A 25,971-nucleotide genomic window follows, 5' to 3' on the forward strand; every position below is an offset into this window, starting at 1 on the left:
GTTGCCATGCGCGCAGCGTGGCGTAGTCGCCGGTATTGAACCCCAGATCGCATGGCTGGCATGCGCGCTTAGGCCGGACCAGAAACCACGTCTTCCCAGTGTTCACCCATGGCAACGATGCAGGATGTGCCGTTTGGGTAACTCTGCACGATCAACCATTCGCCATTGGAGCGCTTTATCCACACCTCCAGGAACGTTTCAGGATCGCGCAGGCCCATGCCGTGACGCTCCGCACCCACAACCTGTGTCAGCGTCTCTTTTAGCCTTGCGCTGTCATCACAGCTGACATCGGCCAATTGCGCATTTGCCGCCACCGGGGCGCACCCAAGGGTTAATATCTTTGCCAGTTGACGTATCATACAACAACTCTAGAGCGTGCATACGGGAAATGTAACAGTTTTATGAAATCCTGTGGATAACTTTCGCACCTGTGGCTATTGGACCCGCCATATCTTGAAATCCGGTTACTGCTGTCACGATTCCTTTGTGATTGTGTCAAAAAACTGATTCAAATCCTTCACGTATCTGTTGCCTGCGCTCCCTATCCGCTTGCCGGAAAGATGGGGGTGACATGCTCAAGATTGACAAGTTGACCAAACGGTTCGGGCAAAACACGGCAGTCGATGCTGCGAAAATCATGGTCGATAAACCGACAATGATTGGGATCATCGGTCGCTCTGGCGCGGGAAAATCGACGCTGTTGCGGATGCTGAACCGGCTGAGCGATGCCTCGGAAGGTCAGATCATCTTTGAAGGCGAAGAGATCACAGCCCTCCGCGGCGCAGCCAAGCGTGACTGGCAATCGCGTTGCGCGATGATCTTTCAACAGTTCAACCTGGTGCCCCGCATGGACGTGGTGTCAAACGTGCTACATGGGACGTTGAACAAACGGTCGACCTTTACGACGCTGTTTAATCTGTATCCGCAGACGGACATTCACAAAGCGATTGAGATCCTCGACCGTCTGGGTATCGCCGAACAAGCGCCAAAGCGCGCCGAGGCTCTTTCAGGAGGGCAGCAACAACGCGTCGCCATTGCGCGTGCCCTGATGCAGGACCCCAAGATTATTCTGGCAGACGAACCGATTGCCAGCCTTGATCCGATGAACGCGCAGGTGGTGATGCAGTCACTACGGGACATTCACGAAGAAGATGGGCGCATGGTCATTGCCAACCTGCATACGCTGGATACTGCACGTCGCTATTGCGACCGCGTCATTGGCATGCGTGATGGGCGGATCGTCTTTGACGGTACGCCTGCGCAACTAACCACTGGTGTAGCACGCGACATCTATGGCGCTTAAGCGCGGATTTTTCCGAAGCCGCAACATCCACCGAAATCGAAACGCTGGAGCGGCAGGCGGTGCCTGCCTGATCCAGCAAACCTAACCCGCGACCATGCGGGACATTTCATCAAATGGAGAGACCGATGAAAAAGACCCTTCTACTGGCGCTTGCCACATCCACGGCCCTAAGCTCGGGCGCTTTCGCCCAAGAGATCACAGAGTTCCGCATTGGCATCCTGGGTGGCGAAAACGCACAGGACCGTCTGAACTCTTTCAGCTGCCTTGAAAACTATGCATCCGACGCGCTGGGTGTGGAAACAAAGCTGTTCGCACCAGCCGACTATAACGGCGTCATTCAGGGCCTGCTCGGCGGCACCATTGACATGGCATGGCTGGGCGCCTCCAGCTACGCTGCCGTGCACCTGCAGGATGCTGACGCTGTTGAGCCCGTCCTGGTGAAAATCAACCTTGATGGATCGTACGGCTACCACTCTATCGGTTTTGCACGCGTCGACAGCGGCATTGCATCGTTGGAAGACATGCAGGGCCGTGTGTTTGGCTTTGGTGACCCGAACTCCACATCCGGTTATCTGATCCCATCAATCGAGATTCCGCAGGCCACTGGTGCAACCATGGAATCGGGCGATTACTTTGGTGAAGTCAAATTTACTGGCGGTCACGAGCAGACCATTGTCGCCGTTTCCAACGGTGACATTGACGGCGGCGTCACCTGGGCCGATGCACAAGGCAACTGGGAAGATGGCTATAACTCTGGCGCATTGCGCAAAGCGGTTGATGCGGGCCTCGTTGACATGAACGAAATCGTCGAGATCTGGAAATCTGCCGTTATTCCCGAAGGTCCGGTTGTGCTGCGCAGCACCCTGCCAGATGACGTCAAAGCCACAATGACAGATCTGGTCGACAACCTTTACGAGGTTGATTCTGAGTGTGCTTACAGTGTTGGCGCTGGCGAGAACCTCGGTTTTGATCCCATCACCCATGACGCCTACATCTCTGTGATCGAAGCACGCAAAGCCAAGATCGGCGGATAATTCAATTTTATGACGTGTCCGGTAGCCCCGATGGGGCTGCCGGTATTTCTTTGTCGGGGTTCGGGATGGCAGACATAACACTCAGCGGTGCACCAAAAAGCGTGGACACGATTCAGTCCAGCTATATGGCACAAGTACAGCGGCGCAGGCTTTATGGGGGTCTGACACTTCTGCTCTTCGTTGTCTTGATGGTCTCAGGCTTCAATGTTGCCGATGACCGCAACGCCGGTGGTTTTTGGGAAGGCCTGCACCAGATCGGCGACTACCCCGCCGATGTTCTGTCCGAGGCTTGGGAAAAACGCGCCGATCTGCCAGGACTTATCGTCAAGTATTTTCCTGCGTTGATTGAAACGATCAATATTGCCGCTGTGTCGACCCTGATTGGGGCCATCGGCGGGCTTTTCCTGTCGCTACTTGGCACCCGCGGGCTGGCCAAATGGCCGCGCCTGATCCCGCTGTTTCGCCGGATCTCTGATATCATGCGCGCGGTGCCAGAGATCGTGATCGCGCTTGTACTGATTTTTGTGTTGGGCGGCGGGCCTGTCCCCGCGATGATCGCCATTGCCATTCATACGGCCGGTGCACTGGGAAAGATGTTTTCCGAAGTGGCCGAAAACGCCGATCTGAAACCAGTTGAGGGGCTCGCCTCGACCGGCGCGACCTGGTCGCAACGCATGCTCTTGGGCGTATTGCCGCAGATCGCGCCCAACTATGTCAGCTACACGCTTCTGCGATTTGAGATCAATATCCGCGCCTCGGCCATCCTTGGCTTCGTTGGTGCCGGTGGTCTAGGCTATGAGCTGCGCAATGCAATGGCATGGGGCCCAGGGCGGTTCGACGAAGCTGGCGCGATTTTCATTCTACTGTTCGGCACAATCGTCTTTTTTGATCAGGTATCCAGCCGCTATCGTAATCGTCTGACCGAGGGGCAAGGACAATGACCGCAACAGACCTGAGCCTTGCCAAACACCAGGCCGATCAGCTTTTTCAACGTAAGCGTCTGTTCAGCTTTGGAATCCCTGCGGTGATTGCCGCATACCTGATCTATATCTTCTTCGCATTCGATCTGCCCGGTCTTGCGCAACGGGCCAATTGGGACAATGCAGTTACACTGGCGTCTGACAGCTGGTCACATAAGGTTCACGTGACGCGCAACAACCGCACGGGCGAAATCGACTATGCGGTCGAAGGCGAACGCAAGGGCCGCTATCCCGAAGGCAAACGTCCTGCTTGGGTTTCCGGCGATGAAGTGATTGTCATCGATCTGGGCGCAGACCATATCGTGCGCTACCTGCCAGACAACCGCACCGAGATCGAAATCCCCGGTTTCCAGACTATCGAGGCCAAGGCCGAAGGCCGCACCGTTACCACCAACCTTCCGGCAGATTTGCCAGACTGGATTTCCGCGTCAGATCGGCGCGTAGGCATTACAACAGCCGAAGGCCGCATCACACTTACTGGTGCCCGCACCGAAGTGTTCAACTACTTCCCCGGCTGGGAGCTGTTCTGGTTCACCCTCGACAGCCCCTATCATGGACATGGTTTGGGTGAAATCATGTTCGGCGCGCGGATTGATCCTGAGCGTGCGAATATTACCGGTGCCATAGCCGACTGGTGGAACAACCCGATGTGGCGGCACAAAGATGTCGCCTGGGCGATTGGCGAAACCATCCTCATGGCGTTTTTGGGCACAATGGGTGCAGCCATCATCGCGCTGCCGCTGGCCTTTCTTGCAGCCAAGCGCTTTTCGCCGATCATGCTATTGCGTGCGGGCACGCGGCGTCTGTTCGACTTTGTACGCGGCGTAGATGCCTTGATTTGGACGGTTGTGCTGGCGCGCGCCTTCGGGCCGGGGCCGATGACCGGCGCGTTGGCAATCCTGATCACGGATACCGGGACATTTGGCAAAATCTTCTCCGAAGCGTTGGAAAACGTCGACAACAAGCAGATCGAAGGTGTCTCATCCACCGGGGCAAAACCCCTGCAACGCTACCGTTTTGGCGTGATCCCGCAAGTGGTGCCAGTATTGTTGGCGCAAATTCTCTACTTCCTTGAATCCAACACACGCTCGGCGACGATTATTGGCGCGATTACGGGTGGTGGCATCGGCCTGATGTTGACACAGGCGATCCAGACCCAAAAAGACTGGGAAGAAGTTGCCTATTACATTGTGCTGATCATCGCCATGGTGATGTTCATGGACTGGTTCTCGGGCTGGTTGCGCGGTAAGTTGATTGGGCGCAAAGACTGATGGCACGCCTTTCAAAAGAGACACCCTTCATCCATCCCGAGTGCGAAATTACTGACAGCACATTTGGCGCTTTCGTCGAGATCGGAAAAGGCAGCCGTGTGGCCAATGCCGTTTTTGGGGATTACAGCTATTGCGACCGATATGCCGATATCGCCAATGCGCGAATTGGAAAGTTTGCCAATATCGCGGCCTTCTCGCGCATTGGGGCCACCGATCATCCGTTGCACACGGCAACCTGCCACCATTTTCTGTATCGCTCGGATGACTATTGGGATGATGCGCCACGTGATGACGCATTCTTTGCCCACCGCAAGTCCCGCACGGCCCATATCGGCCATGACACATGGATCGGCGCAGGCGCGATGATCAAGCCAGAAGTAACCTTGGGCGATGGCACAGTTGTGGCGGCCGGTGCGGTGGTAACAAAGGATGTCGCCCCCTACACAATTGTCGCCGGAACACCTGCCACACCATTGCGGTTGCGCCAACCACGTCAGATCGCAGACCGGCTGATCGCGCTAGCCTACTGGGACTGGCCCCACGATGCATTGCTCGCGGCTCTACAGGATTTCCGCACCTTGGAAGCTGCGGCTTTTTTGGAAAAATACGAACCCTAGCCCTCCAAAGTGAGCGTCACCCGGTCGCCTGCAAACCACGTTCGTCCGTACTCCACTGGGTGGTAAGCCTCATCAACATTGACGCCCGAGGACCGAATAAGCGGATCACCCTGCGCGATTTGCAGGTGCAGCGCCTGGGTCGCCGTGGCGCGAGTGGCCGTCAGGCGGGTCGAAGCGCGGGTATAATCATGCACACCCACGGCGCGCAGTGCTTCGGTCACACTGCTCGTGTCTTCAAGGGCCTGCGCTATTTCGGCCAACCGTAAGATCGGAAAGAGACTTTCGAAAACCGCAATTGGCTGGCCATCGGCCAAGGACAAACCGTGATAAGCGCAAATCGTATCACCCTTTGCGATGTTCAGCGCGCTGGCCTCTCCATCCGTTGCGGCGCGTTCTTCAATCTGCAGAACCCGCTTGTCAGGTCGGCGACCGGCAGCGATCAGATTCTGGTGAAACCGCACCCGCTTGCCGATGGGATAGTCCGTAGGCGTCGCGGCCACGAAAGCCCCGGCACCGCGCCGCGTACGGATCAGCCCTTCGTCCACCAGCGCCGCAATACCGTGGCGCACGGTATGCCGGTTGACGCCGAAGCGTTCAGCCAGCGCCGCTTCGGTCGGCAGCTTATCACCGGGGGCATAACGCCCTTCGGCCAGATCGCCGCGCAAGGCTGCGGCGATGGCCTTCCAGATGGGTGTTTTGTCTGAAGTGTTACGCAAGTTTCACAATTCTCCTCTGTCTTCTGGAGCGCTATATGATAAGATATGTATAGTTGTATAGGAATTGGGTAAGTTGTCGAGATGAAAGACACCTTTGATGAAAATATCCCCCGCAAAAAGTGGATGGGGCTGATGGCCAGAGCGCCAGAAGGACGCGTTGCCGCCTTGCTTGGAGCCGCGATGCCGCGACCGGATTTCACTTGGCTACGCGCCCCTGAAATTGGCAGCACGATGGTGCGCGGGCGCGCGGGCGGAACTGGCGCCCCCTTTAATTTGGGTGAGATGACAGTAACCCGCTGCGCCTTGACGCTTGCCAATGGCGCGGTCGGGCACGCCTATATCCAAGGGCGCAGAAAGGCAGATGCAGAAGCAGCCGCATTGGTTGACGCTTTGATGCAAACCCCCGCTGCGGACCAGCTACGCAGCGCCGTGCTGGACCCGCTGGAGGCTGAAATTGCGGCGACCCGCACCAGCCGCGCTGCAAAAGCCGCGGCCACTAAGGTTGATTTCTTCACAATGGTACGGGGAGAAGACTGATGCAGACTCAGACACTTTCGAGGGGCTTTGATAATCCCGCAGTGCAATCCGCCCATGCGTTCCGCGGCGTGATGGAGGCGATGGCACGGCCTGGCAGTATTCACAGCATCACCGGTGCACAACCACCTGCGCCATTGTCGCCTGCAGCGGCTGTCGTTTTGCTAACGCTCTGTGATACTGAAACGCCGGTTTATCTGGCTGGTGCCGCTGATTGTGATGCAGTCCGCAGCTGGCTCGCTTTTCACACGGGCGCACCCATGTCCGGGCCATCCCACGCGATGTTCGCTGTCGGCACATGGGCCGCACTTGGCCCGCTGTCAGCCTACCCTATTGGCACGTCAGAATATCCTGATCGCTCGGCCACGCTAATCGTTGAAAGCGCGACGCTCGCAGCATCCGGCGCAACTTTGGCTAAGCCCGGGCATTCAGGACCGCGCCACACTCTCATTGCCGGATATGGCGCCATTTCAGCAGAACAATGCGCTGTTTCCATTGGGGCTGGATTTCATTTTCACCAGTGGGGATCGGCTTGCCGCGCTCCCACGCTCAACAGAGGTGTCATAATGTATGTTGCCGTTAAAGGTGGTGAGCGGGCGATAGAAAACGCCCATGCATGGTTGGCCGAGGAACGCCGGGGCGATACTGATGTTGCAGAACTGAGCATTGACCAAATCCGGGAGCAACTCAGCCTCGCCGTTAACCGCGTCATGGCCGAGGGTTCACTTTATGACCCAGACCTTGCGGCACTGGCGATCAAACAGGCGCGCGGCGATTTGATCGAGGCGATTTTCCTGATCCGCGCCTACCGCACCACGCTGCCACGCTTTGGTGCATCAGAACCCATCGATACAGGCGCAATGGCCTGCGACAGGCGCATATCCGCGACATTCAAAGACTTGCCCGGTGGGCAGGTGCTGGGACCAACCTTTGACTACACGCACCGTCTGCTTGATTTCAAACTCGCAGCAGATGGCACGGTGCCCACAGCCCCAACACGCGAGGCAGAACCAGGTGACGTGCCCCACGTCACCGCGTTCCTTAACCGTGAGGGCCTAATCGAAGAGGCCCCTCTGGATGATACCCCGCCACCTGACCTGACCCGCGAGCCACTTGAAATGCTTAGGCTGATCGGGCTTTGCGTCTACAGGCGCTGACCCGTGCAGACGAAGGGTTTACACTTGGCCTCGCGTATTCAACGCAGCGCGGCTATGCCCGCAATCACGCCTTTGTCGGGGAACTTCGCATCGGCACAGTGCCGGTCGAGATGGAGATCCCCGAGTTAGGCTTTGCGATTGAAATCGGCGAAGTGACACTGACCGAATGCGAAACCATCAACCAGTTCAAAGGGTCCAAGACCGAGCCGCCGCAATTCACCCGCGGCTATGGCTTGGTCTTTGGACAGACCGAACGCAAGGCTATCTCAATGGCCCTGGTCGACCGGGCATTGCGGTGGGAAGAACTGGGTGAGGACGATGAAGGCGCGCCTGCGCAGGATGCGGAATTCGTTCTGTATCATGCAGACAATATTCAGGCGACCGGCTTTCTCGAACACATCAAGCTGCCCCACTACGTCGACTTTCAGTCCGAGTTGGAACTGGTGCGCAAACTGCGGCGCGAAGCGGGCGCGGGCCATGTGCAGGAGGCCGCAGAATGACGGTCAGGACTGTTTTGTTCGGCATCGGCGATGTGCTGATAGACAGGCAGCGGCATCTGGCTTGGGCCAACGAACCGGGCGCAGATGATTTACGTGCACAACTTGAAAAACGAGGGCTGCTATGACCGATCAAGCCTATAATTTCGCATATTTGGACGAACAGACGAAGCGGATGATCCGGCGTGCCATCCTCAAAGGGCTTGCAATCCCGGGGTATCAGGTGCCTTTTGCGTCGCGCGAGATGCCAATGCCTTATGGTTGGGGGACAGGCGGCGTGCAGGTTTCTGCTGCCGTTCTGGTGCCGGAAGATACCTTCAAAGTCATTGATCAGGGCGCAGATGACACCACCAATGCCGTGTCAATCAGAACGTTCTTTGAGCGGACAGCGGGGGTTGCAACAACGACTGCAACGGCAAAGGCTTCCGTCATTCAGACCCGCCACCGCATCCCTGAAGAGCCACTGACCGACGGGCAGATCCTTGTCTATCAGGTGCCAATCCCCGAACCGCTCAGGTTTCTTGAGCCGCGCGAAAGCGAGACCCGCAAAATGCATAGCCTGGAAGAATACGGTTTGATGCATGTGAAGCTATACGAAGATATCAGTCGGCACGGGCATATCGCGACCTCTTACGCCTATCCCGTAAAGGTCGAGGGCCGCTATGTCATGGACCCTTCCCCCATTCCAAAGTTCGACAACCCAAAACTGGGGGATATGGCTGCAATCCAGCTGTTTGGCGCAGGCCGCGAACAACGTATCTATGCGCTGCCGCCCTATACGCAGGTGGCTAGCCTTGATTTCGAGGATCACCCATTTGAAGCCTCGAAGGCCGATCATGCCTGCGGCCTTTGTGGTGCAGAGCATAGCTATCTTGACGAGGTCATCGTGGATGACGCGGGTGGACGGATGTTTGTCTGCTCGGACACAGATTATTGCGAAGCCCGCCAAGCGGCTGGTCACAAGGGAAAGGACGCCGCATGACACCTTTGCTGTCTGTTCAGGGGATAACCAAGCGCTATGGCGCACATATCGGCTGTGCTGACGTATCCTTTGATCTGTACCCCGGTGAGGTCATGGGGATCGTTGGCGAAAGCGGGTCGGGTAAATCAACCCTGCTGAACTGTATGGCCGGGCACCTGACCCCGGATGCAGGCGAGGTTGTCTTTGATACACGCGCCGACGGCCCACAGGATACTGTCACCATGTCAGAGCCTGCCCGACGGATGCTATCGCGCACGGACTGGGCCTTTGTGCACCAGCATGCTCGCGATGGCTTGCGCATGGGTGTCAGCGCTGGCGGCAACGTGGGCGAGCGGTTAATGGCCGTTGGCGAACGTCACTACGGTGACATCCGCGACAAGGCGACCGATTGGTTGCAGCGGGTGGAAATCAGCGCCGATCGTGTCGATGATCGGCCCACCACATTTTCCGGCGGCATGCAGCAGCGCTTACAGATTGCCCGCAATCTGGTCACCGGTCCGCGCCTCGTTTTCATGGATGAACCGACAGGCGGGCTTGATGTTTCGGTGCAGGCGCGGCTTTTGGATCTCTTGCGGGGGCTGGTCCGCGACATGGGGCTATCGGCCATCATCGTGACCCATGATCTGGCGGTCGTGCGCCTTTTGGCAGATCGCTTGATGGTGATGAAATCGGGGCATGTGGTCGAGGCGGGCCTGACTGATCAAGTCTTAGATGACCCGCAACATCCCTATAGCCAGCTTCTGGTCAGCTCTGTTTTACAGGTGTAAGAAATGATAGAACTTAATGATGTGTCCAAAACCTTCACGCTGCACAATCAGGGCAGTGCAGAAATTGGGGTTCTCAACGATGTTTCGATGCATGTGGCCCCCGGCGAATGCGTGGCGCTAACTGGCGCATCGGGGGCGGGCAAGTCCACCCTGATGCGCATGATATACGGCAACTACCTGACGCAGGCAGGCGAAATCCGCATTGGCAATGTAGATCTGGTCAAGGCAGAACCGCGCGAGGTGATCCGGCTTAGACGCGAAGTGCTGGGCTATGTCAGCCAGTTCCTGCGGGTGGTGCCCCGGGTGTCAACACTGGATGTCGTGGCTGAACCGTTGCGGGCGGTCGGTGCGTCAGCGGATGACGCGCAAGCGCGCGCGCGCGCTTCTGACACAACTCAATATCCCCGAAAGGCTTTGGTCGTTGTCGCCGACAACCTTTTCCGGCGGCGAACAACAGCGCGTAAACATCGCACGGGGTTTTGCCCATCCCTATCCTGCGATGCTGCTGGATGAACCGACCGCAAGTCTGGATGCAGCCAACCGCAAGGTTGTTCTTTCACTGATCACAGAGGCCAAAGACCGTGGCGCGGCCATCATCGGTATTTTCCACGACGAGGCCGCACGCGCACAGGTCTGTGACCGCGAAATTGACGTGGGCCAATTTACCCCCGGAATGGCGGCATGAACGGGGGGCGACTTATTGCCGTTGTTGGACCATCAGGCGTTGGCAAGGACAGTGTGATGGCGGGTATTCACGCGGCCATGCCACAGCTGCATCTGGTGCGCCGTGTAATTACCCGTGCGCCTGCACTGAAGGGTGAAGACTATGATGCCGTGACGGTCAGCCAGTTTCAGCAGATGATCGCGGACGGAGCGTTTTCAATCCATTGGGGTGCACATGATCTTTGCTACGGCCTGCCGGTCACAGTGAAATACCAGTTGAATAAGGGCACCGATTGTATGGCTAATTTTTCCCGTAAAGCATTAGCACAGGCCACCCAGATTTTTCCGCGCTTCTCTGTCCTGAACATCACCGCAGAGCCCGCAACGCTGGCCAGTAGGCTGGCCGATCGCGCACGCGAAACCGAAGAAGAGATTATCAGGCGGCTGGCCCAAGCGGATAAACCACTCCCTTCGGGGCTTGATGTGATCCATCTGTCCAATGATGGCCCGCTACAACAGACCGTGGCACGCGCCGTTGCCGCGCTTCAACCAGCCAGGGTGTAGCGATGGTGCGCCTCACACAGTTTCAGACCATCAAAACCCAATCAGCGGCAATCAGCATTTCACAATTCGAGAGATTAGCATGAACTCCCCTTTTCCAAAGCCTGCGATTAAAGCGGCATATGATCGTGACGTGCCTGGCAATCTCTGTCTGGCCAACGCACGGCTGGTGTTGCCAGAGCAGGTCATTAATGGCGCGCTCACGATAGAGCATGGCGAAATTGTCGATGTAACCCAGGGCGATCATATCCCGACCGACGGCATCGACTGTGAAGGTGATCTGGTCATACCCGGTCTGGTCGAACTGCATACAGACAACCTTGAACGCCACATCGAACCGCGCCCCGCCGTGGATTGGCCACATCTGCCCGCACTGATCGCACATGATGCAGAGCTGGCTTCGACCGGTATCACAACCGTGTTCGATGCGATGCGCGTGGGGTCCATCCATTCAGGCAAAGGCCGCTATATCGACTATGCGCGCAAACTGGCGGATGAGCTGTTGGCCGCCCGTGCCGCTGGCATGTTCAAGATCAGCCACTTCCTGCATTTGCGAGCTGAAGTCTGCTCAGAAACCCTGCTCGAAGAGCTGGCAGCTTTGGACCCGAGGATCGCGTAGGGATCGTCAGTCTGATGGACCACACGCCCGGTCAACGCCAGTTCCGTGATCTGTCCGCGCTGAAAACCTATGTGGCCAAGAAACGCGGCATGAATGATGCAGAGTTCGCTGACCACGTGGAAAACTTGCTGGGTCTGCAAAAGAAGTTTGGGGCCAAGCATGAACGCGGCGCCGTCGTCGAAGCGCAGCGTCTGGGCGCGGTACTGGCCAGCCACGACGATACGACCGCCGCGCATGTCACCACATCCGCCGAAAATGGCGTCGGCTTTGCCGAGTTCCCCACAACGGCTGAGGCAGCCCAAGCCTGTCAGGCGCAGGGCATTGCCGTCATGATGGGGGCACCCAATCTGATCCGAGGCGGCTCGCATTCAGGCAATGTCGCGGCAAAGGACCTGGCGCAGGCTGGTCTGCTGAACATCATTTCATCGGACTACGTGCCATCCGCGCTGCTGTTGTCGGCCTTCTATCTGTCGGAAATATGGGATGACCTGCCAAGAGCCGTCGCCACAGTGACCCACAACCCGGCCAAGGCAGCCCGGCTGGATGACCGGGGCGCATTGCAAATCGGTTTGCGCGGCGACGTACTGAGGGTGCGCCACATCGGCAAAACGCCCCTGCTACACGGTGTTTGGAGTCAGGGAACACGGGTCTGCTAGGTGCGCGAATGGCAGACTTGACCGCCTAGTCAGATATTTTGCTGTGCGCTACCAGAGGCTGCCTTTGCCCCAAGACACGTGTCGATGCAAAACCAGACTTACCCGTTCTCATGAAAGTAGTCATACACCGTCTGCGCCAGTTTCGCTGAAACACCGTCCACCGCTTTCAAATCCGCCAAATTCGCCCGGGCCACCGCTTTGGCCGACCCGAAGTGTGCCAGTAGCGCCCGCTTCCGTGTCGCGCCCACGCCGGGGACATCATCAAGGGGCGTCGCGCCAATCGCCTTGGAACGTTTCGCGCGGTGCGTGCCAATGGCGAAGCGGTGCACCTCGTCCCGCATCCGCTGGATGAAGTAGAGCACGGGGTCGTTGTGCCGCAGCGCCATGACGGGTTTGCCGGTGCGGTGGAATTCTTCCTTGCCCGCGTCGCGGTCTTCGCCCTTTGCGACGCCCACCATGGGGATGTCGCTGACACCGAGGTCGTCCATGATCTCGCGCACGGCACTGACCTGCCCCTGCCCGCCGTCGATCAACAGCAGGTCAGGCCATGTGCCTTGTGTGCGCTCGGGGTCTTCTTTCAGCAGGCGTTGGAAACGGCGTGTCAGCACCTCTTTCATCATGCCAAAGTCATCGCCGGGCGTCAGACTGTCGTCCTTGATGTTGAACTTGCGGTATTGGTTTTTGTCGAACCCATCAGGGCCCGCGACAATCATGGCGCCAACGGCATGGGCACCTTGGATGTGTGAGTTGTCGTAGACCTCGATCCGTTGGGGGACCTTTTCCATCTCGAACGCCTCGGCCACACCTTTCAGCAGTCGCGCTTGGGTGGCAGTTTCTGACATCTTGCGGGCGAGGCTTTCGCGGGCGTTGCGCAGGGCGTTCTGGATCAGCTCGGCCTTTTCGCCGCGTTGAGGGACGATGATCTCGACCTTGCGTTCGGCTTTTTCGGCCAGCGCATCCGCCATCAGGTCATCGTTATCCAACCCATGCGACAGGATCAGCATGCGGGGTGGCTCGCGGTTGGAATAAAATTGACCGACGAAGGCCTCCATAACCTCGGATGGGTCCTCGTCCCCGCTGACACGCGGGTAATAGTCGTGGTTGCCCCAGTTCTGGTTCGCGCGGATGAAGAAGACCTGTACGCAGGCTTGCCCGCCGTCGCGGTGGAGCGCGATGACATCCGCCTCGGCCGTGTTCTGGGGGTTGATGCCTTGGGCAGATTGCACTTGTGTTAACGCCTTGATCCGGTCACGCAGCGCGGCAGCACGTTCAAACTCCATCGCTGCGCTGGCGTCCTGCATTTGTCTGGCGAGCGCTTCCTGAATACCTTTGGTGCGACCTTGCAGGAATTTTTCGGCATCGCGAACGGAGCCTTCATATTCTTCTTCCGAGATCAGGCCGCAGCAGGGGCCGGAGCAGCGTTTGATCTGATATTGCAGGCAGGGGCGCGTACGCGTTTCAAAGTCACTGTCCGAACAGTTGCGCAACAAAAAGACCCGTTGCAGTTGATTGAGCGTGCGGTTGACGGCGCCTGCACCTGCGAAAGGGCCATAGTAATTCCCTTTCTGTTTCTTGGCCCCACGGTGCTTTTTGATCATCGGGAAGGCGTGATCCTTGGCGACCAGAATGTTAGGGAAGGATTTGTCGTCGCGCAGCAGCACATTGTAGCGCGGTTTCAATTGCTTGATCAGGTTCTGCTCAAGCAACAGCGCCTCGGTTTCCGTGCGCGTGGTTAGAAACATCATAGAAGCCGTTTCGCGGATCATCCGGGTGATCCGCGGCGAATGCTGACCTGGCCGGGCGTAATTCGAAACACGCGCCTTCAGGTTGCGCGCCTTACCAACATAAAGAACACGACTATCACCATCGAGCATGCGGTAGACACCCGGCGAGGCATCCAGCGTGCGCAGATAGCCGTGGATCACGTCATATCCGGTCTTTGTCTCTTTGGTCGGCTGCTCAGTCATGAGGTTTCGGCTATGATTCTCATTTGGCTGCAATGGTAACGCACGAGGGACAAGAGAAAAGGCATCCACCGTTTCTGTGGATAACTCCGTGGGTTAATCCCTGTCAGGTGGAATTTTTTGTTGTATTTGGCTGGTTTCGCCGATTTGCCTAAAAAAGAGGCACTTTTCTAAGTAATTGAAAAATAGCAAAAATTTAATTACGATCGTGTTAACACATTGAAAAATAGACCAATTGTGACAGTTTCGTGAATAGCTGTCAGGCGGGGTGTACAACTTTCCGTAACGTCTACTCGACACCAAGCACATCGGGCGTTTCCCAAGCTAGGTGCTGGCCACCATCGACGGCGATCATTTGTCCCGTCACGGCGGGCGCATCAAGGAAATATCCGAGTGCTGCTGTGATATCAGACGGGTTCGCACCACGTTTCAGAACTGTCGCCGCGCGCTGCCGATCAAAGTGATCTTTGCTCTGCCGATGCCCCTGCAACGTTGGCCCCGGCCCGATGCCGTTGACCCGTACGCGGGGGGCCAGCGCCTGCGCCGTCGTGCGTGTCATCGCCCAAAGGCCCATCTTGGCAATCGTGTAGCTCATGAACTCCGGCGTGAGCTTGTGAATGCGCTGGTCCAGCATATTGATCGCAAGGCCTTTGGCCACGGGTTCGCCTTGGTCATCCGCTTCAGGATCGGGCACCTGTGCCGCAAAATTCTGGGTCAGGACGAAGGGGGCACGCAGGTTCGAGTCCATATGTCGGTCCCAGCTAGTGCGCGTGGCCGTGTCGATGTTGTCGTACTCAAAGATCGAGGCATTGTTGACCAGACAAGTCAACGGCCCGCCCAGCGCGTCGGTCGCACGTGCAACCAAGGCCTGCGTTGCGTCCTCATCCAGCAAATCAGCCTGCAAGGCGACACCGGAACGACCCAGCACTTCGAGCCCAGCCACAGTATCCTGCGCGCCAGCCAGCGAGCCTGCATAATGCACCGCTACATCATAGCCGCGCTGCCCAAGATAGAGCGCCATTGCTTGCCCAAGCCGCGCGCCTGCCCCGGTGACCAGCGCCCTCATTTGCGCGGCTTCTCGCATTGACATGGTCCTTTGCCGATCTTGTAACGCAGGCATTTGGGGCATTTGGCTTGCGCCAGACGTGCCTGCCCCGGGAACCGCCATTTGCCGAACATGGCCAGCACCAGCATGAAGGCCAGAAAGATGAAGATCGCTTTAAGGATCAAAGACCGAACCTCGCGAAGGCGGCGCGCTCTTCGATGCCCGCGACGGCGTTATCAACGATCTGCGCGCCAAAGCGGGCCAACAACGGTTTCTTCTGCCCGTAGCGGCGGAATTGCACCTTATCACCGAAGCGGTCTTTCATCACCGGCACAAGGTGGCCGATGCCATCTGCCAGCCCTTCGTCGATGCCCTTTTGGCCGATGTAGACTTCGCCAGTGAAGAGGTCGGGGTTGTCGGACAGTTTGGTGCCGCGACGGGATTTGACGTAGTCGATGAAGGTCGCATGCAGGTCCTCAAGCCAGCCTTTCAGCTTTTTTACATCCGCAGGCTTTTCGGGTTTGAATGGGTCCATCATGGATTTGGATTTACCGGCGGTGTGCACACGGCGTTCAATGCCAATCTTTTCAATGGTGCCAGTCGCACCGAAACCTGCGCTGATCACACCGATAGAGCCAGTGATGGAGCAGCTGTCGATGAAGATTTCATCGGCGGCACAGGCCAGCCAGTAGCCACCTGAGGCCGCGACATCTTCGACAAAAGCGAAAACGGGGATCTTCTTTTCATCCGCAAGTCGTCTGATGCGGGATGCGATCAGCGACGACTGCACGGGTGATCCGCCGGGGCAGTTGATTTCTAATGCGACAGCGGCAGGTTTACCCTTGCTGAAGGCTTTCTCAATGACAGGGGCGAGACCGGGGTTGTCCAGACCGCGCCCGGAATTGGTGATGGCCCCTTGCAGCCGGATCACGGCGACGAAGGGCTCTGATTTCATGAAGGGGATATACTTTTTCATGCTCAGTTACTTAGGCCTTCCATGGGCGCACGCAAGGGTCATTGCCTGATCCGCCACCCCGTGCGGAAGATCCACCAAATGATGGTCAGGCAAGCACCGGTGAACAGCGCAATGGCAAAAGGGAAACACCGATGGCCACATCCGCTTCACCAAAGAACGACCAGCGGAAACCGCTGATCAGATAGACAACCGGGTTGAACAGCGTGATCGTCTGCCAAACGGGCGGCAGCATGGTGATCGAGTAGAACGACCCACCAAGGAAAACCAAAGGGGTGATCACCAGGAGCGGGATCAGTTGCAGCTTTTCAAAGTTGTCTGCCCAGATACCGATGATAAAGCCCAGCAAGGCGAAACTGACGCAGGTCAGGATGAGGAAAGCCATCATTGCCAGCGGGTGTGCGATCTGGATATCGACGAAGAAGAACGCCGTAATCAAGATGATAATGCCGATGAACAGCGCCTTGGTGGCAGCGGCACCAACATAGCCTGCAACAACCTCAAGAAAGCTGATGGGGGCTGACAGCAGTTCGTAAATCGTGCCAATGAATTTCGGAAAGTAGATGCCAAAACTGGCGTTGGCAGTAGCTTGCGTCATCACAGACAGCATAATCAGACCGGGCACGATGAACGCGCCATAGCTGACGCCCTCAACCTCTTGAATGCGGCTGCCGATGGCCGCGCCAAAGACCACAAAGTAAAGGGATGTGGACAGAACAGGCGAGATCAGGCTTTGCGTGAGCGTGCGGAAGAACCGTCGCATTTCAAAAATATAGATCGTCCAGATGGCATTGAAGTTCATACTGTTTCCTTCACCAGACCGACAAAGATGTCTTCCAAACTGCTTTGCTGGGTTTGGATGTCTGTCATTTGCAACCCCGCCTTTTGCAGGTCATTCAAGAGCGTCGTGATCCCCGTGCGCTCGCCCTTGGTGTCGTAACTGTAGGTCAGCGACAGGCCGTTGGCCGCGCGCTCAAGATTGTAACCAGCCAGTTCATCGGGAACTGTTTCCAAAGCTGCGGCCAGTTCGATCTTCAATTGCTTTTGCCCCATCTGCGCCATCAGATCGGCCTTGTCCTGCACCAGCAGGATTTCACCCTTGTTGATGACACCGACACGGTCGGCAATGGCCTCGGCCTCTTCAATGTAGTGGGTGGTTAGGATGATGGTGACGCCAGAGGCTTTCAGCCGTGCCACGACCTCCCACATGTCTTTACGCAACTCGACGTCGACACCTGCGGTAGGTTCGTCGAGGAAAAGGACACGTGGTTCATGGCTGAGTGCTTTCGCGATCAGGACGCGGCGCTTCATGCCACCAGAGAGCGTCATGATCTTGTTATCTTTCTTGTCGTGAAGCGACAGTTGTTTCAGCACATCCTCAATATAGGCGTCATTGCGCGGCTTGCCGAAGATCCCACGTGAGAAGCTGACGGAGCTCATCACCGTCTCAAAGGGCTCTAGATTTATCTCCTGCGGGACCAGCCCGATCAGATTGCGCGCGGCGCGGAATTGCGTTTGCGTATCAAAGCCACCGACGGTGATCTGGCCCGAGGTCGGCACGGTGATGCCACAGATGGTCGAGATAAGCGTTGTCTTGCCCGCGCCATTGGGGCCAAGCAAAGCAAGGATTTCACCTTCTTCGATATCAAGATTGACCGATTTGAGGGCCTCAAAGCCCCCCGCGTAGGCCTTACGCAGGTTCTGGACGGAAACGATTGCGGACATAGGGCGACCTTTGGTTTGGTCTACCGAAGGTAATTCGTGTGGCGCTGAAGGGAAAGCCCTAACCATGCACCATGCTGATACAGAATGTGCTCAGGGCCGCAAGATGACCGGCCATGTATCGTTTGGAAATCGCTGTGGGTAAGGGCTATTGCACCCGCACGAAAGTAATACCTGTTATTATAGTGTCGTAGTCTTCAATGATAAGAAGTGGATTTAGCGCGACAAGCTCATCAAACGTAATCCGACGCGGCAGGGTGTTCAGAAAGTCCCAAATGTTCGTCTCAGAGAAAACGGCGGTACAGATGATGTCATTTTCCTCAAGAAAGCTGACATCGTTGTTGCAATCTTCATTGCCATAAGTCGTGCCGAACGCACTGAGTGGCGTGGCAAGCAACGTGAAGGATGTGACGGCCCCACTCAGAAGTGTTTTAATGGTCATGCTAGTTCCTCGATACTTACCGCCCCCATACAGAACCTAGGATAACTTGGTGTTTCTCACAAGAGACATGGTATTAAAGCACCCAGACTGCCGTCCCAGAAGTTCAGGTTGAGCATTGCGGGTGCTTACGCGGCACCCATCATCCGGACCACGTCCAGCATCCGGCATGAGAAACCCCATTCATTGTCATACCAACCGAAGACCCGCACTAGACCACCCTGCGTCACACGCGTTTCGGGCAGGGAAATGATCAGGCTTTCGGGGCGTGCACGCAGGTCGGTTGAGACAAGTGGTTGGTCGGTCCAGCCAATAATGCCGGATTGGGCCCGCAACAACGCGTGCACATCCTCTAAAGATACGCTGGTGTTAAGTGTGACGGACAAATCAACCGCCGAAACTGACGCGACGGGGACGCGCACCGCTGCCGCCTCGATCCGACCCGCCAGATCCGGCAGGACCTGGTTCAACAGCCGCTGGGCAGACGTAGTTGTCGGCACCATCGACAGCGCCGCAGCCCTGCTGCGCAACATATCCCCGCGTGGCGCGTCGATGCTGGGCTGGCTGCCAGTATAGCAATGGATCGTCGTCATCCAGCCGGTCTGCAACCCCCATGTATCGTCGATCAACCTGACCAAAGGGGCCAGCGCATTGGTCGTACAGGATGCGTTGGACACGATCGGTTGATCTGCCAGCAAATGATCATTTGCGCCCAACACCATCGTCAGGTCAGCTGCATCCGAGGGGCCAGAGATCAGCACGCGTCCTGCTCCGGCTCTTAAACCACGCTCTGCGACCTCTCGGTCGTTGGCTTTACCGGTGCATTCCAGAACAACATCGACATCCGTCAGATCAAGCCCCGAGATATCGGAGGTTCCGGTCCATGGTATCGCCTTTGCGTCAAGCACCAGCGCATTGTCGGCAAAGCTGACATCACCGGGAAAAGGACCAAAGACGCTATCGTAGGCAAATAGGTGCGCGCACAGCGCCGGATCGGCAATATCATTGATGCCAGCAATCTCGACCTTGGGCCAGGCACCCGATACATGCGCCCGCAGCATTGTCCGCCCGATCCGGCCAAAGCCATTGATAAAGACACGCACCATTCTTTTGCACCTCCGAACTCAGCGGGATGCTGCACCTTTGCGCGGGCGGCCACAAGTCGGGTTTGCGCCGGTGGCCTAACACCCTTATTCATATGGCGTTAACAGAATCGGGCAAAATCCTAACGCAATTCACATTAGAATCGCGATGCGCGCAGCCGAGAATCGGTTCCCGAGCGTAGAAATTTTAAGCATGGTTACGATTATTCGGGCTTTTTCCAAGAAAACCTGCCTCATTCGCCCGTAGGACACAGCCCGGACACAAAGCCATGTGTTTTCAGTTAAAATTAAGAGAAATCGGCGATTTCTTGCCGGTCACTGTTTCACAATATGCATCTAATCCGCGATAAACGGATAGATTAAGAACCACTAAACAACAAGTTAGCGTCACTTTTTGGCCTAATTTGAATGAGAGCTAAAAGGCTGAGATCGGGAAACCGATGTATGAGTGATTTTGAAAGCTGGGTAGACAGATGGCGAAGCCGCAAGCGAAAGAAACAGAGAACGAGAAGGATAGCTTCGTTGACGAACTGAAGCCGGGCACCAAACTGATGCACGGCCAGTATACGATCGAGAGCTTCCTGAATGCTGGCGGTTTCGGCATCACGTATCTTGCCCGCGATAGCCTGGACCGTAAGGTTGTCATCAAAGAGTGTTTCCCTGGCGCGTTCTGCCGCCGCAGCCGCTATGTGGTGCAGGCCCGTTCGCGTGCGCACCAGAATGAATTGAAGTCCATTGTGCGCCTTTTTGTGCAAGAGGCCCGCAGCCTTGCAAAACTGGATCACCCCAACATCGTTGGCGTGCACCAGGTGTTTGAAGACAATGAGACCGCTTACATGGCGCTCGACTTTGTGACTGGTCGCGATCTGCTGGACACCATCGAAGATCCGAACCATGGCCTGAACCCAAGCCAGATCAAGTCGATCTTGAAAGAGGTTCTTGGTGCCGTCAGCTTTATTCACGATCAGGGCATCCTGCACCGTGATATCTCTCCCGACAACATTCTGATCAATAAGGACTTCCATCCTGTTTTGATCGACTTTGGTGCTGCCCGTGAAGAAGCCACCAAGCAAAGCCGGGTTCTGTCAGCCTTGCGCGTGGTCAAAGACGGCTATTCCCCGCAGGAATTCTACATTGCCGGGTCCGAGCAAAGCCCAAGCAGTGACCTTTATGCATTGGGTGCGTCTTTCTATCACCTAATCAATGGTGATGTGCCGCCGAACTCTCAGGCCCGTCTGGCCGCCATCGCATCAGGTGAACCTGATCCGTATCAGCCGCTTTCAGGTCGTTTCGACGAATACGAGCCCGAATTCCTGGCGGCGATGGACAAGGCCCTCGCTGTACTGCCGAAAGATCGTGTTCAGTCCGCAAAGGACTGGATTGCGATGATGGACGGCACACATAGCAATGTCACACCCCTTAACGTTGGTGCACCTATTGCTGCAGAAGAGGATGATGACGCCACCTTAGCGGCACCAATGGTTGCCGCGCAGCAAAAATCCAAGATGCCTTTGCTGCTTGGCTCTGCTGCCGCAGTTGCACTGCTCGTCGGTGTCGGCGTTATGACAATGACCGGCGGCGATGAAACCCCGGTTGCACAAGAGCCAACCCCGGCGGTTGAAGCACCTGTTGTGGCCGAAGCCCCAGCAAGTGAAGAACCTGCCGAGGAGCTACCTTCCTTCCTGACGACGCCAACGGAAACCCCTGAGCCAACCGTTGCTGAACCAACCGTTGCTGAACCAACGGTTGCTGAAACTGTGGCAGAACCAGCGCCGGTCGTGCCTGAACCTACGCCTGCACCCGTCGAAGAAGAAGTCGCAGTTGTTGAGCCGGTTGCGCCATCTGTTGCCGAGGAATTGGCCGAAGAACTGGCCGTGACCGAGACCCCACAGATCGCCGGTGACCCAACCGTAATTGCCGAGCAGGAAAGCGTTGTTCCACCCGCCGTCGTCGAAGGCCCTGAAGCCGGTGATGCGCTGACCCCGACTGTGCGCCCATCCGTACGCCCAGAGGCTGTCGAACTTGCCGCTTTACCTGAGCCCGAGCCTCTGCCCGAGCCGGTTGCGACACCACGTCCTGTCAGCGAAGAGCCTACAACAGGCACAGCCCTTCCCGAAGCAGTCGCAAACCGCCCTGTCGCAACATCACAGATTGCCGAAGTCGATTTGCCTTCAACACCAGAAACAGTTGAAGCCATCGGTAGCGGCCCTGAAGTGGAAATTGCCGCGGTTACCCCAGGCAACGAGCTCGCAACTGCGCAGGTTGCGGCCGATTGGGGCGTCCAGCTGCCATTTGTTGCTGCTGGTGAACGATCCAACATCATCGCAGAGGCGGGTCCGATTTCACCTGTATGGGTTGAACCTGGCCTAGTTATCACTGGCGTGAACGGTGTGGATGTTGAAGCAATCGCCGATATTCCTGGTGTTCTGCGTGAACAAGCCGGTGCTCCGGAAGAATCGCCAACTATTGCGGTTGCGTTCAACACCCTTGATCCGTCAACCGGCGAAGCACTTCTGCAAAACTGGATTTTGCCCGTCGTCCAGAGCGTTGAGTTGGAAGATGGCACTAAGTTTGAAACGGTTTATGCCGGTTCTGGATGGCGCACCTCGGTCGTTGCACTGGATGCAGGCCAGACAGGCGGGTTGGAAGTTGGCGACGTTATTACATCCTACATCCCTACAGGTGAGGTTATTGATCAGCGCGACTCGATGGTAGATTTGTTTGAGCGCGAACTCGACGGCGGTACAGAACAGTTCATGTTCGCCGTACAACGCGGTGGTAGCCTGTGGGTTGCGTCGCTCGCCTCAAAAGGCACGACACAGTAATACGGTATAGTATGCTTCGAAGTGTGCTAGCGTTATGTAAATTGAAAAGGTGGCTAAGATGAAATTCATTCGTGATCTGCTTGGTAAAAAACGCAATGAAGAGACCTCGCGGTATGTGCCGCCGGTTGAATCTCTTGAGCAATCATATCGCGACACAATCGGATCGATGGTCGATGATACAGGATCGCTGGAGGAGCCGAACCCTGGTGATGTGGCGCCCAGTGATGTCCTGACCAAAGAGGTGCGCATTGTCGCCCCCGACCCGAAGCTTAAGCACCTACCGAAGCCGCCGCCGTCAATATCTGGGATATGGAGGACGACGGGACATCAACCGCGCTGCCCGAACCAACGGCCCCGGCAGCACCGGCGGCATCTGCCCCGGTGGCTGAACCCGCTGTGGCCTCGGCTGCGGCAGCCCGGTCCCCGGCCCGGTCGCGCCGCACAAAAACGCGCCTGATTGGTTTTGATAAATCTGATGGTGATGTTGTTGACTTGTTCAACGACAGTCCAAAGGCCGCACCGGCGAAAAACGTGAAGTTCCCGGTGGGCTGGATTGTCGTGACAGAAGGTCCAGGGCGCGGCGAAAGCTTTTCCCTGCTGTCTGGTATGTCGCAGATTGGCCGTGGCGAAGATCAGGCCATCCAGCTTGATTTCGGCGACAACTCGATCTCGCGCAGCAATCACGCCGCCATTGTCTATGATGCTGACACGAAAGAATTCTTGCTTGGTCATGGCGGTAAATCGAATATTGTACGCTTGAATGACAAGCCGTTGATTAGCAATGAAACGCTAAAAACGGGTGACGTGATCCGCATTGGTGAAACCGTTTTGCGCTTTGTTGCCCTATGCGACAAGTCATTCAACTGGTCGGACGGTACGACCGAGGAGGACGAAGATGTGGCGATCGCCTGAACCACGTTTTGACGTCGCATCTGCGATTTGTCAGGGCGGGCGCGACTACCAAGAAGACGCTATTGTCACGGATTTTCCCTTTGGGGCGGATAGTGGCGTGGTTGTACTTGCTGACGGGATGGGCGGCCATGCGGCCGGTGACGTCGCCAGTAAGATCGTCGTGACGGAAGTCTTTAGTGAACTGAAGTTCGAAAGCGCAAATTTTGCCGACTTCGAAAGCGAAATTCCGCGTTTCCTGTCTGAATCTGCATCCAATGCGAACAGCTATGTGCGCGAACATGTGCAATCCCACCCTGAAACCCGAGGCATGGGTGCAACTCTTGTATCTGTCGTGCTGGTCGAAAACCGGATGTATTGGATGTCGATTGGCGACAGCCCGCTTTATCATTACCGCGCCGGTAAGATGCAGCAGCTGAACGAAGACCATTCGATGGCGCCGCAGATTGATTTTATGGTCAAGCAAGGCCTGCTTGATGAAGAATCCGGCAAGAACCATCCTGACCGCAACTGTCTGACCTCTGTGATCCTTGGTGATCGCGTGGCCAAGTCGGATTGCCCGAAAACACCCTTTGAATTGCAGGTCGGCGATATCGTTGTCGTCTCAAGTGACGGCTTGCAGTATCTGGAAGATCCCAAGATCCAAAAGATCCTGCACCGGTATCGCCGCAAGAAGGCCGCGGAAATTGCGGGCTATCTTTTGGAAGCCATTGAGACATTGGCAGATCCCGATCAGGACAATTGCACCTTCTCGGTCATCAAGCTGAACCACAACAAGCCGGTGATCCGCGCCATCCGTGCCAAGCCCGTCGGCCATGTTGACGCAGCAACCAGCAATGTCACGCGCGTAGTCGAGCTGGACGAGGTCGAGAAAGTTGCCGAAAAGCCTGAAAGCAAGCCCGCTGCGGCCAATAAATCAGAGCCCACGGTGATCAAAGAGGTCAAACCGCTCAAGAAAGTTGAGCTGAACGATGACATTGACATGACAGAGGAGGTTGATGCGGCTGAGCCGCTTACTAAGATTGCCGCCGGAGGTAAGTAATGTCAGAATCAATCACTGGGGAACCGGGTTCAGGCTGAACTCGAGCAGGCCGTACAAAGTGGCCTGCTTCCTGATTCCGTACAACCCAAAGCCGAACAACTTCTCACGCGCCTGCAAAAACCGGTGCGTGTCGCTTTGTTGGGCATGCCAGGGTCAGGTAAATCGGCCATTTTGAACTTGCTGGTTGGTCAGGATGTAATCCCTGATGGTGTGCGGCTCCCAACATTGGAACTTGCTTATGGTGACGCTGAAAAAGCAATCTGTACGCTGCCGGATGGATCAAAAACCGCATTGGACCACATAGATACGGCCGAGATTGCCGCAATGTCGCCGGTTTTTGTGGAAATGCGGATGCCGCTCCCTGCGTTACGCAAGATCTCACTGCTTGAAGTTGTCGCCCCCAACGATCCCAACGCAATCCACCGTGCCTCGCAATGGGCGGCGAAACGATGCGATGTGACGCTCTGGTCAACACGCGGCTTTAACGAAACCGAGCAACGGATTTGGGGCACAATGCCCGATCTGACCAAGGATCACGCCTTTTGCATGATCACGCGTGCTGATTTTCTAAAAACAGAAGGTATGCTGGAAACGACGGTCGGTGCAGTGAAGCTTGCGGCAAAGGATGAGTTTGCCGAAGTACTGCCAATAGCCACAACCCAGGCAATCAATGCACGCCGTACTGACGGCACCGTTGACAAAGTTGCTATGCGCGACAGCGGCGGCTCGGCGCTGATATCAGCCGTGCTCAAACAAGTGGAACGCGGGCGGCAATCAGCCGTAGATATGGCTGATATGATGCTGCATCAACATGCTGACCTATTGGCACGAGCGCCCCAGCAGACCACTGCGCCCGCAGCGGAGCCCGAGCCCAAGGCAACGGAAGAGACAGCCACAGTCAACACCGATGCGTCTGTCTCAGAACCCACACCTGTCACAGAACCAGTTCCGGAAGAGGCACCTGTCCCTGCGCCTACCCTGGACGAACCAGAGGAACCAGCCGAGGCCAAACCTGCCGCTCAAGATGCAATTTCCCGCCTGCGCGAGATTGCAAAGCGCAAGAACGTATCGCGGGATGCCGCCGCAGATGCCGCCGCTGCCGCCGCCGCAGAAGCTGCGGCAGAGATCGCCGAGGCAAAGGCGCTTGCAGCCCTCAAACCAGCCACCCGTGATGCCTATACCCATGTCATCACCTATATCGAGGAGCGCGGCACCGAGCTTGCCGCAGTGCTGGAAGAACAAGGCGACAATGGGGCGGCGGAAGTAATGGCGCTGACTGCGGATCACATTCAGTGGCTTTGCGACTACCTGAATGAAAATGGGGACGATGCGGATCAGTCATTGCAGCGCGCACGGGACACCGCATTTGATGCAGCAGATATGGTGCAGTTAATGCAAATGGAAAAACGTGACGACGTGGCCCTTGAAGCCGTGAGCCTTATGCTCCAAATTAAGCGAGAGTTGCAGGCGGATCTTGCCGCTTAAGTTGCAGTAAATCTTGTAGAAATTTTAGTGAATACGTCATACTTTTGCCGCGCTGGTCTGTTTCCATTACGGCAATAAAGATGGTGTTATTGTTGCTATTTGGCTGC

General features: G+C 56.5%; 22 protein-coding genes and 6 pseudogenes. 18 read left to right on the top strand and 10 right to left on the bottom strand.

Annotation, left to right across the window (positions count from 1 at the left end):
* Positions 1 to 68: 68 nt before the first annotated feature.
* Positions 69 to 359: a hypothetical protein gene (locus QTO30_RS11375; RefSeq protein ID WP_340424248.1), complete on the bottom strand. Its 291-nt coding sequence runs from the start codon at positions 357 to 359 to the stop codon at positions 69 to 71.
* A gap of 212 nt (positions 360 to 571) precedes the next feature.
* Between QTO30_RS11375 and phnC the strand changes: the two are divergent.
* The 5 genes and pseudogenes from phnC to QTO30_RS11400 all read left to right on the top strand — a co-directional run bounded on the left by phnC (position 572) and on the right by QTO30_RS11400 (position 5,205).
* Positions 572 to 1,374, top strand: a pseudogene (gene phnC / locus QTO30_RS11380) (phosphonate ABC transporter ATP-binding protein).
* 54 nt (positions 1,375 to 1,428) lie between these two features.
* Complete coding sequence (gene phnD / locus QTO30_RS11385; protein ID WP_340424249.1) at positions 1,429 to 2,337, top strand: phosphonate ABC transporter substrate-binding protein; 909 nt, start codon at positions 1,429 to 1,431, stop codon at positions 2,335 to 2,337.
* A gap of 65 nt (positions 2,338 to 2,402) precedes the next feature.
* Complete coding sequence (gene phnE / locus QTO30_RS11390) at positions 2,403 to 3,278, top strand: phosphonate ABC transporter, permease protein PhnE (protein WP_340424250.1); 876 nt, start codon at positions 2,403 to 2,405, stop codon at positions 3,276 to 3,278.
* Complete coding sequence (gene phnE / locus QTO30_RS11395) at positions 3,275 to 4,588, top strand: phosphonate ABC transporter, permease protein PhnE (protein ID WP_340424251.1); 1,314 nt, start codon at positions 3,275 to 3,277, stop codon at positions 4,586 to 4,588. The genes phnE (QTO30_RS11390) and phnE (QTO30_RS11395) overlap by 4 nt, the downstream gene beginning before the upstream one ends.
* Positions 4,588 to 5,205: a DapH/DapD/GlmU-related protein gene (locus tag QTO30_RS11400; RefSeq protein WP_340424252.1), complete on the top strand. Its 618-nt coding sequence runs from the start codon at positions 4,588 to 4,590 to the stop codon at positions 5,203 to 5,205. The genes phnE (QTO30_RS11395) and QTO30_RS11400 overlap by 1 nt, the downstream gene beginning before the upstream one ends.
* On the opposite strand, the gene phnF is transcribed toward QTO30_RS11400, so the two are convergent.
* Entirely contained in the window at positions 5,202 to 5,921 is a 720-nt protein-coding gene (gene phnF, locus QTO30_RS11405) for a phosphonate metabolism transcriptional regulator PhnF (RefSeq protein WP_340424253.1), read from the bottom strand. The two genes, QTO30_RS11400 and phnF, sit on opposite strands and share 4 nt — an antisense overlap.
* A gap of 81 nt (positions 5,922 to 6,002) precedes the next feature.
* Between phnF and phnG the strand changes: the two genes are divergently transcribed.
* The 9 genes and pseudogenes from phnG to QTO30_RS11450 all read left to right on the top strand — a co-directional run bounded on the left by phnG (position 6,003) and on the right by QTO30_RS11450 (position 12,357).
* Positions 6,003 to 6,458, top strand: a complete 456-nt coding sequence (gene phnG, locus QTO30_RS11410) for a phosphonate C-P lyase system protein PhnG (RefSeq protein WP_340424254.1) — start codon at positions 6,003 to 6,005, stop codon at positions 6,456 to 6,458.
* Positions 6,458 to 7,022, top strand: a pseudogene (gene phnH, locus QTO30_RS11415) (phosphonate C-P lyase system protein PhnH). The gene phnG and the pseudogene phnH overlap by 1 nt, the downstream one beginning before the upstream one ends.
* Positions 7,022 to 8,112: pseudogene (locus QTO30_RS11420) on the top strand (carbon-phosphorus lyase complex subunit PhnI). The pseudogenes phnH and QTO30_RS11420 overlap by 1 nt, the downstream one beginning before the upstream one ends.
* Entirely contained in the window at positions 8,109 to 8,237 is a 129-nt protein-coding gene (locus QTO30_RS11425) for a hypothetical protein (RefSeq protein ID WP_340424255.1), read from the top strand. Before QTO30_RS11420 ends, QTO30_RS11425 begins: the two are co-directional and overlap by 4 nt.
* On the top strand, positions 8,234 to 9,091 hold the full coding sequence (locus QTO30_RS11430) for an alpha-D-ribose 1-methylphosphonate 5-phosphate C-P-lyase PhnJ (RefSeq protein WP_340424256.1): 858 nt from the start codon (positions 8,234 to 8,236) through the stop codon (positions 9,089 to 9,091). Before QTO30_RS11425 ends, QTO30_RS11430 begins: the two co-directional genes overlap by 4 nt.
* On the top strand, positions 9,088 to 9,858 hold the full coding sequence (gene phnK / locus QTO30_RS11435) for a phosphonate C-P lyase system protein PhnK (protein ID WP_340424257.1): 771 nt from the start codon (positions 9,088 to 9,090) through the stop codon (positions 9,856 to 9,858). Before QTO30_RS11430 ends, phnK begins: the two co-directional genes overlap by 4 nt.
* Before the next feature lie 3 nt (positions 9,859 to 9,861).
* Positions 9,862 to 10,543 (top strand): annotated as a pseudogene (gene phnL / locus QTO30_RS11440) (phosphonate C-P lyase system protein PhnL).
* Positions 10,540 to 11,085, top strand: a complete 546-nt coding sequence (gene phnN / locus QTO30_RS11445; RefSeq protein ID WP_340424258.1) for a phosphonate metabolism protein/1,5-bisphosphokinase (PRPP-forming) PhnN — start codon at positions 10,540 to 10,542, stop codon at positions 11,083 to 11,085. Before phnL ends, phnN begins: the two are co-directional and overlap by 4 nt.
* A gap of 79 nt (positions 11,086 to 11,164) precedes the next feature.
* Positions 11,165 to 12,357, top strand: a pseudogene (locus QTO30_RS11450) (alpha-D-ribose 1-methylphosphonate 5-triphosphate diphosphatase).
* 98 nt (positions 12,358 to 12,455) lie between these two features.
* On the opposite strand, the gene uvrC reads toward QTO30_RS11450, so the two are convergent.
* The 8 genes and pseudogenes from uvrC to QTO30_RS11490 all read right to left on the bottom strand — a co-directional run bounded on the left by uvrC (position 12,456) and on the right by QTO30_RS11490 (position 19,606).
* Positions 12,456 to 14,324, bottom strand: a complete 1,869-nt coding sequence (gene uvrC / locus QTO30_RS11455) for an excinuclease ABC subunit UvrC (RefSeq protein WP_340424259.1) — start codon at positions 14,322 to 14,324, stop codon at positions 12,456 to 12,458.
* A 286-nt stretch (positions 14,325 to 14,610) separates the two neighbouring features.
* Positions 14,611 to 15,387, bottom strand: coding sequence for an SDR family oxidoreductase (locus tag QTO30_RS11460; protein WP_340425922.1), 777 nt, complete (start codon positions 15,385 to 15,387; stop codon positions 14,611 to 14,613).
* The gene (locus QTO30_RS11465; RefSeq protein WP_340424260.1) at positions 15,384 to 15,551 is read right to left on the bottom strand and encodes a hypothetical protein; all 168 of its coding nucleotides are present in this window, start codon (positions 15,549 to 15,551) and stop codon (positions 15,384 to 15,386) included. Before QTO30_RS11465 ends, QTO30_RS11460 begins: the two co-directional genes overlap by 4 nt.
* Positions 15,548 to 16,342 carry a S49 family peptidase gene (locus QTO30_RS11470; protein WP_340424261.1) on the bottom strand — a complete coding sequence of 265 codons (795 nt, stop codon included), beginning with the start codon at positions 16,340 to 16,342 and terminating at the stop codon, positions 15,548 to 15,550. Before QTO30_RS11470 ends, QTO30_RS11465 begins: the two co-directional genes overlap by 4 nt.
* A gap of 38 nt (positions 16,343 to 16,380) precedes the next feature.
* Positions 16,381 to 17,141: pseudogene (locus tag QTO30_RS11475) on the bottom strand (ABC transporter permease).
* Complete coding sequence (locus tag QTO30_RS11480) at positions 17,138 to 18,064, bottom strand: ABC transporter ATP-binding protein (protein ID WP_340424262.1); 927 nt, start codon at positions 18,062 to 18,064, stop codon at positions 17,138 to 17,140. Before QTO30_RS11480 ends, QTO30_RS11475 begins: the two are co-directional and overlap by 4 nt.
* 145 nt (positions 18,065 to 18,209) lie before the next feature.
* The gene (locus QTO30_RS11485) at positions 18,210 to 18,503 is read right to left on the bottom strand and encodes a hypothetical protein (protein ID WP_340424263.1); all 294 of its coding nucleotides are present in this window, start codon (positions 18,501 to 18,503) and stop codon (positions 18,210 to 18,212) included.
* A gap of 125 nt (positions 18,504 to 18,628) precedes the next feature.
* Positions 18,629 to 19,606, bottom strand: coding sequence for a type I glyceraldehyde-3-phosphate dehydrogenase (locus QTO30_RS11490; RefSeq protein ID WP_340424264.1), 978 nt, complete (start codon positions 19,604 to 19,606; stop codon positions 18,629 to 18,631).
* Positions 19,607 to 20,076: 470 nt separating this feature from the next.
* Here QTO30_RS11490 and QTO30_RS11495 point away from each other — a divergent pair, with 470 nt between their 5' ends.
* The 4 genes from QTO30_RS11495 (at position 20,077) to QTO30_RS11510 (ending at position 25,864) form a co-directional block, all read left to right on the top strand.
* Positions 20,077 to 22,428: a protein kinase domain-containing protein gene (locus tag QTO30_RS11495; protein ID WP_340424265.1), complete on the top strand. Its 2,352-nt coding sequence runs from the start codon at positions 20,077 to 20,079 to the stop codon at positions 22,426 to 22,428.
* Between the two features lie 309 nt (positions 22,429 to 22,737).
* Positions 22,738 to 23,340 (top strand): FHA domain-containing protein, encoded by a 603-nt coding sequence (locus tag QTO30_RS11500; RefSeq protein WP_340424266.1) that lies wholly within the window; start codon positions 22,738 to 22,740, stop codon positions 23,338 to 23,340.
* Positions 23,324 to 24,379, top strand: a complete 1,056-nt coding sequence (locus tag QTO30_RS11505) for a PP2C family protein-serine/threonine phosphatase (protein WP_340424267.1) — start codon at positions 23,324 to 23,326, stop codon at positions 24,377 to 24,379. The genes QTO30_RS11500 and QTO30_RS11505 overlap by 17 nt, the downstream gene beginning before the upstream one ends.
* A 123-nt stretch (positions 24,380 to 24,502) precedes the next feature.
* A complete protein-coding gene (locus tag QTO30_RS11510) occupies positions 24,503 to 25,864 on the top strand; it encodes a hypothetical protein (RefSeq protein ID WP_340424268.1) in 1,362 nt (453 codons plus the stop codon).
* Positions 25,865 to 25,971 lie beyond the last annotated feature (107 nt).

It is taken from the genome of Yoonia sp. GPGPB17 (assembly GCF_037892195.1).
In the GTDB taxonomy this organism is placed as follows: Bacteria; Pseudomonadota; Alphaproteobacteria; order Rhodobacterales; family Rhodobacteraceae; genus Yoonia.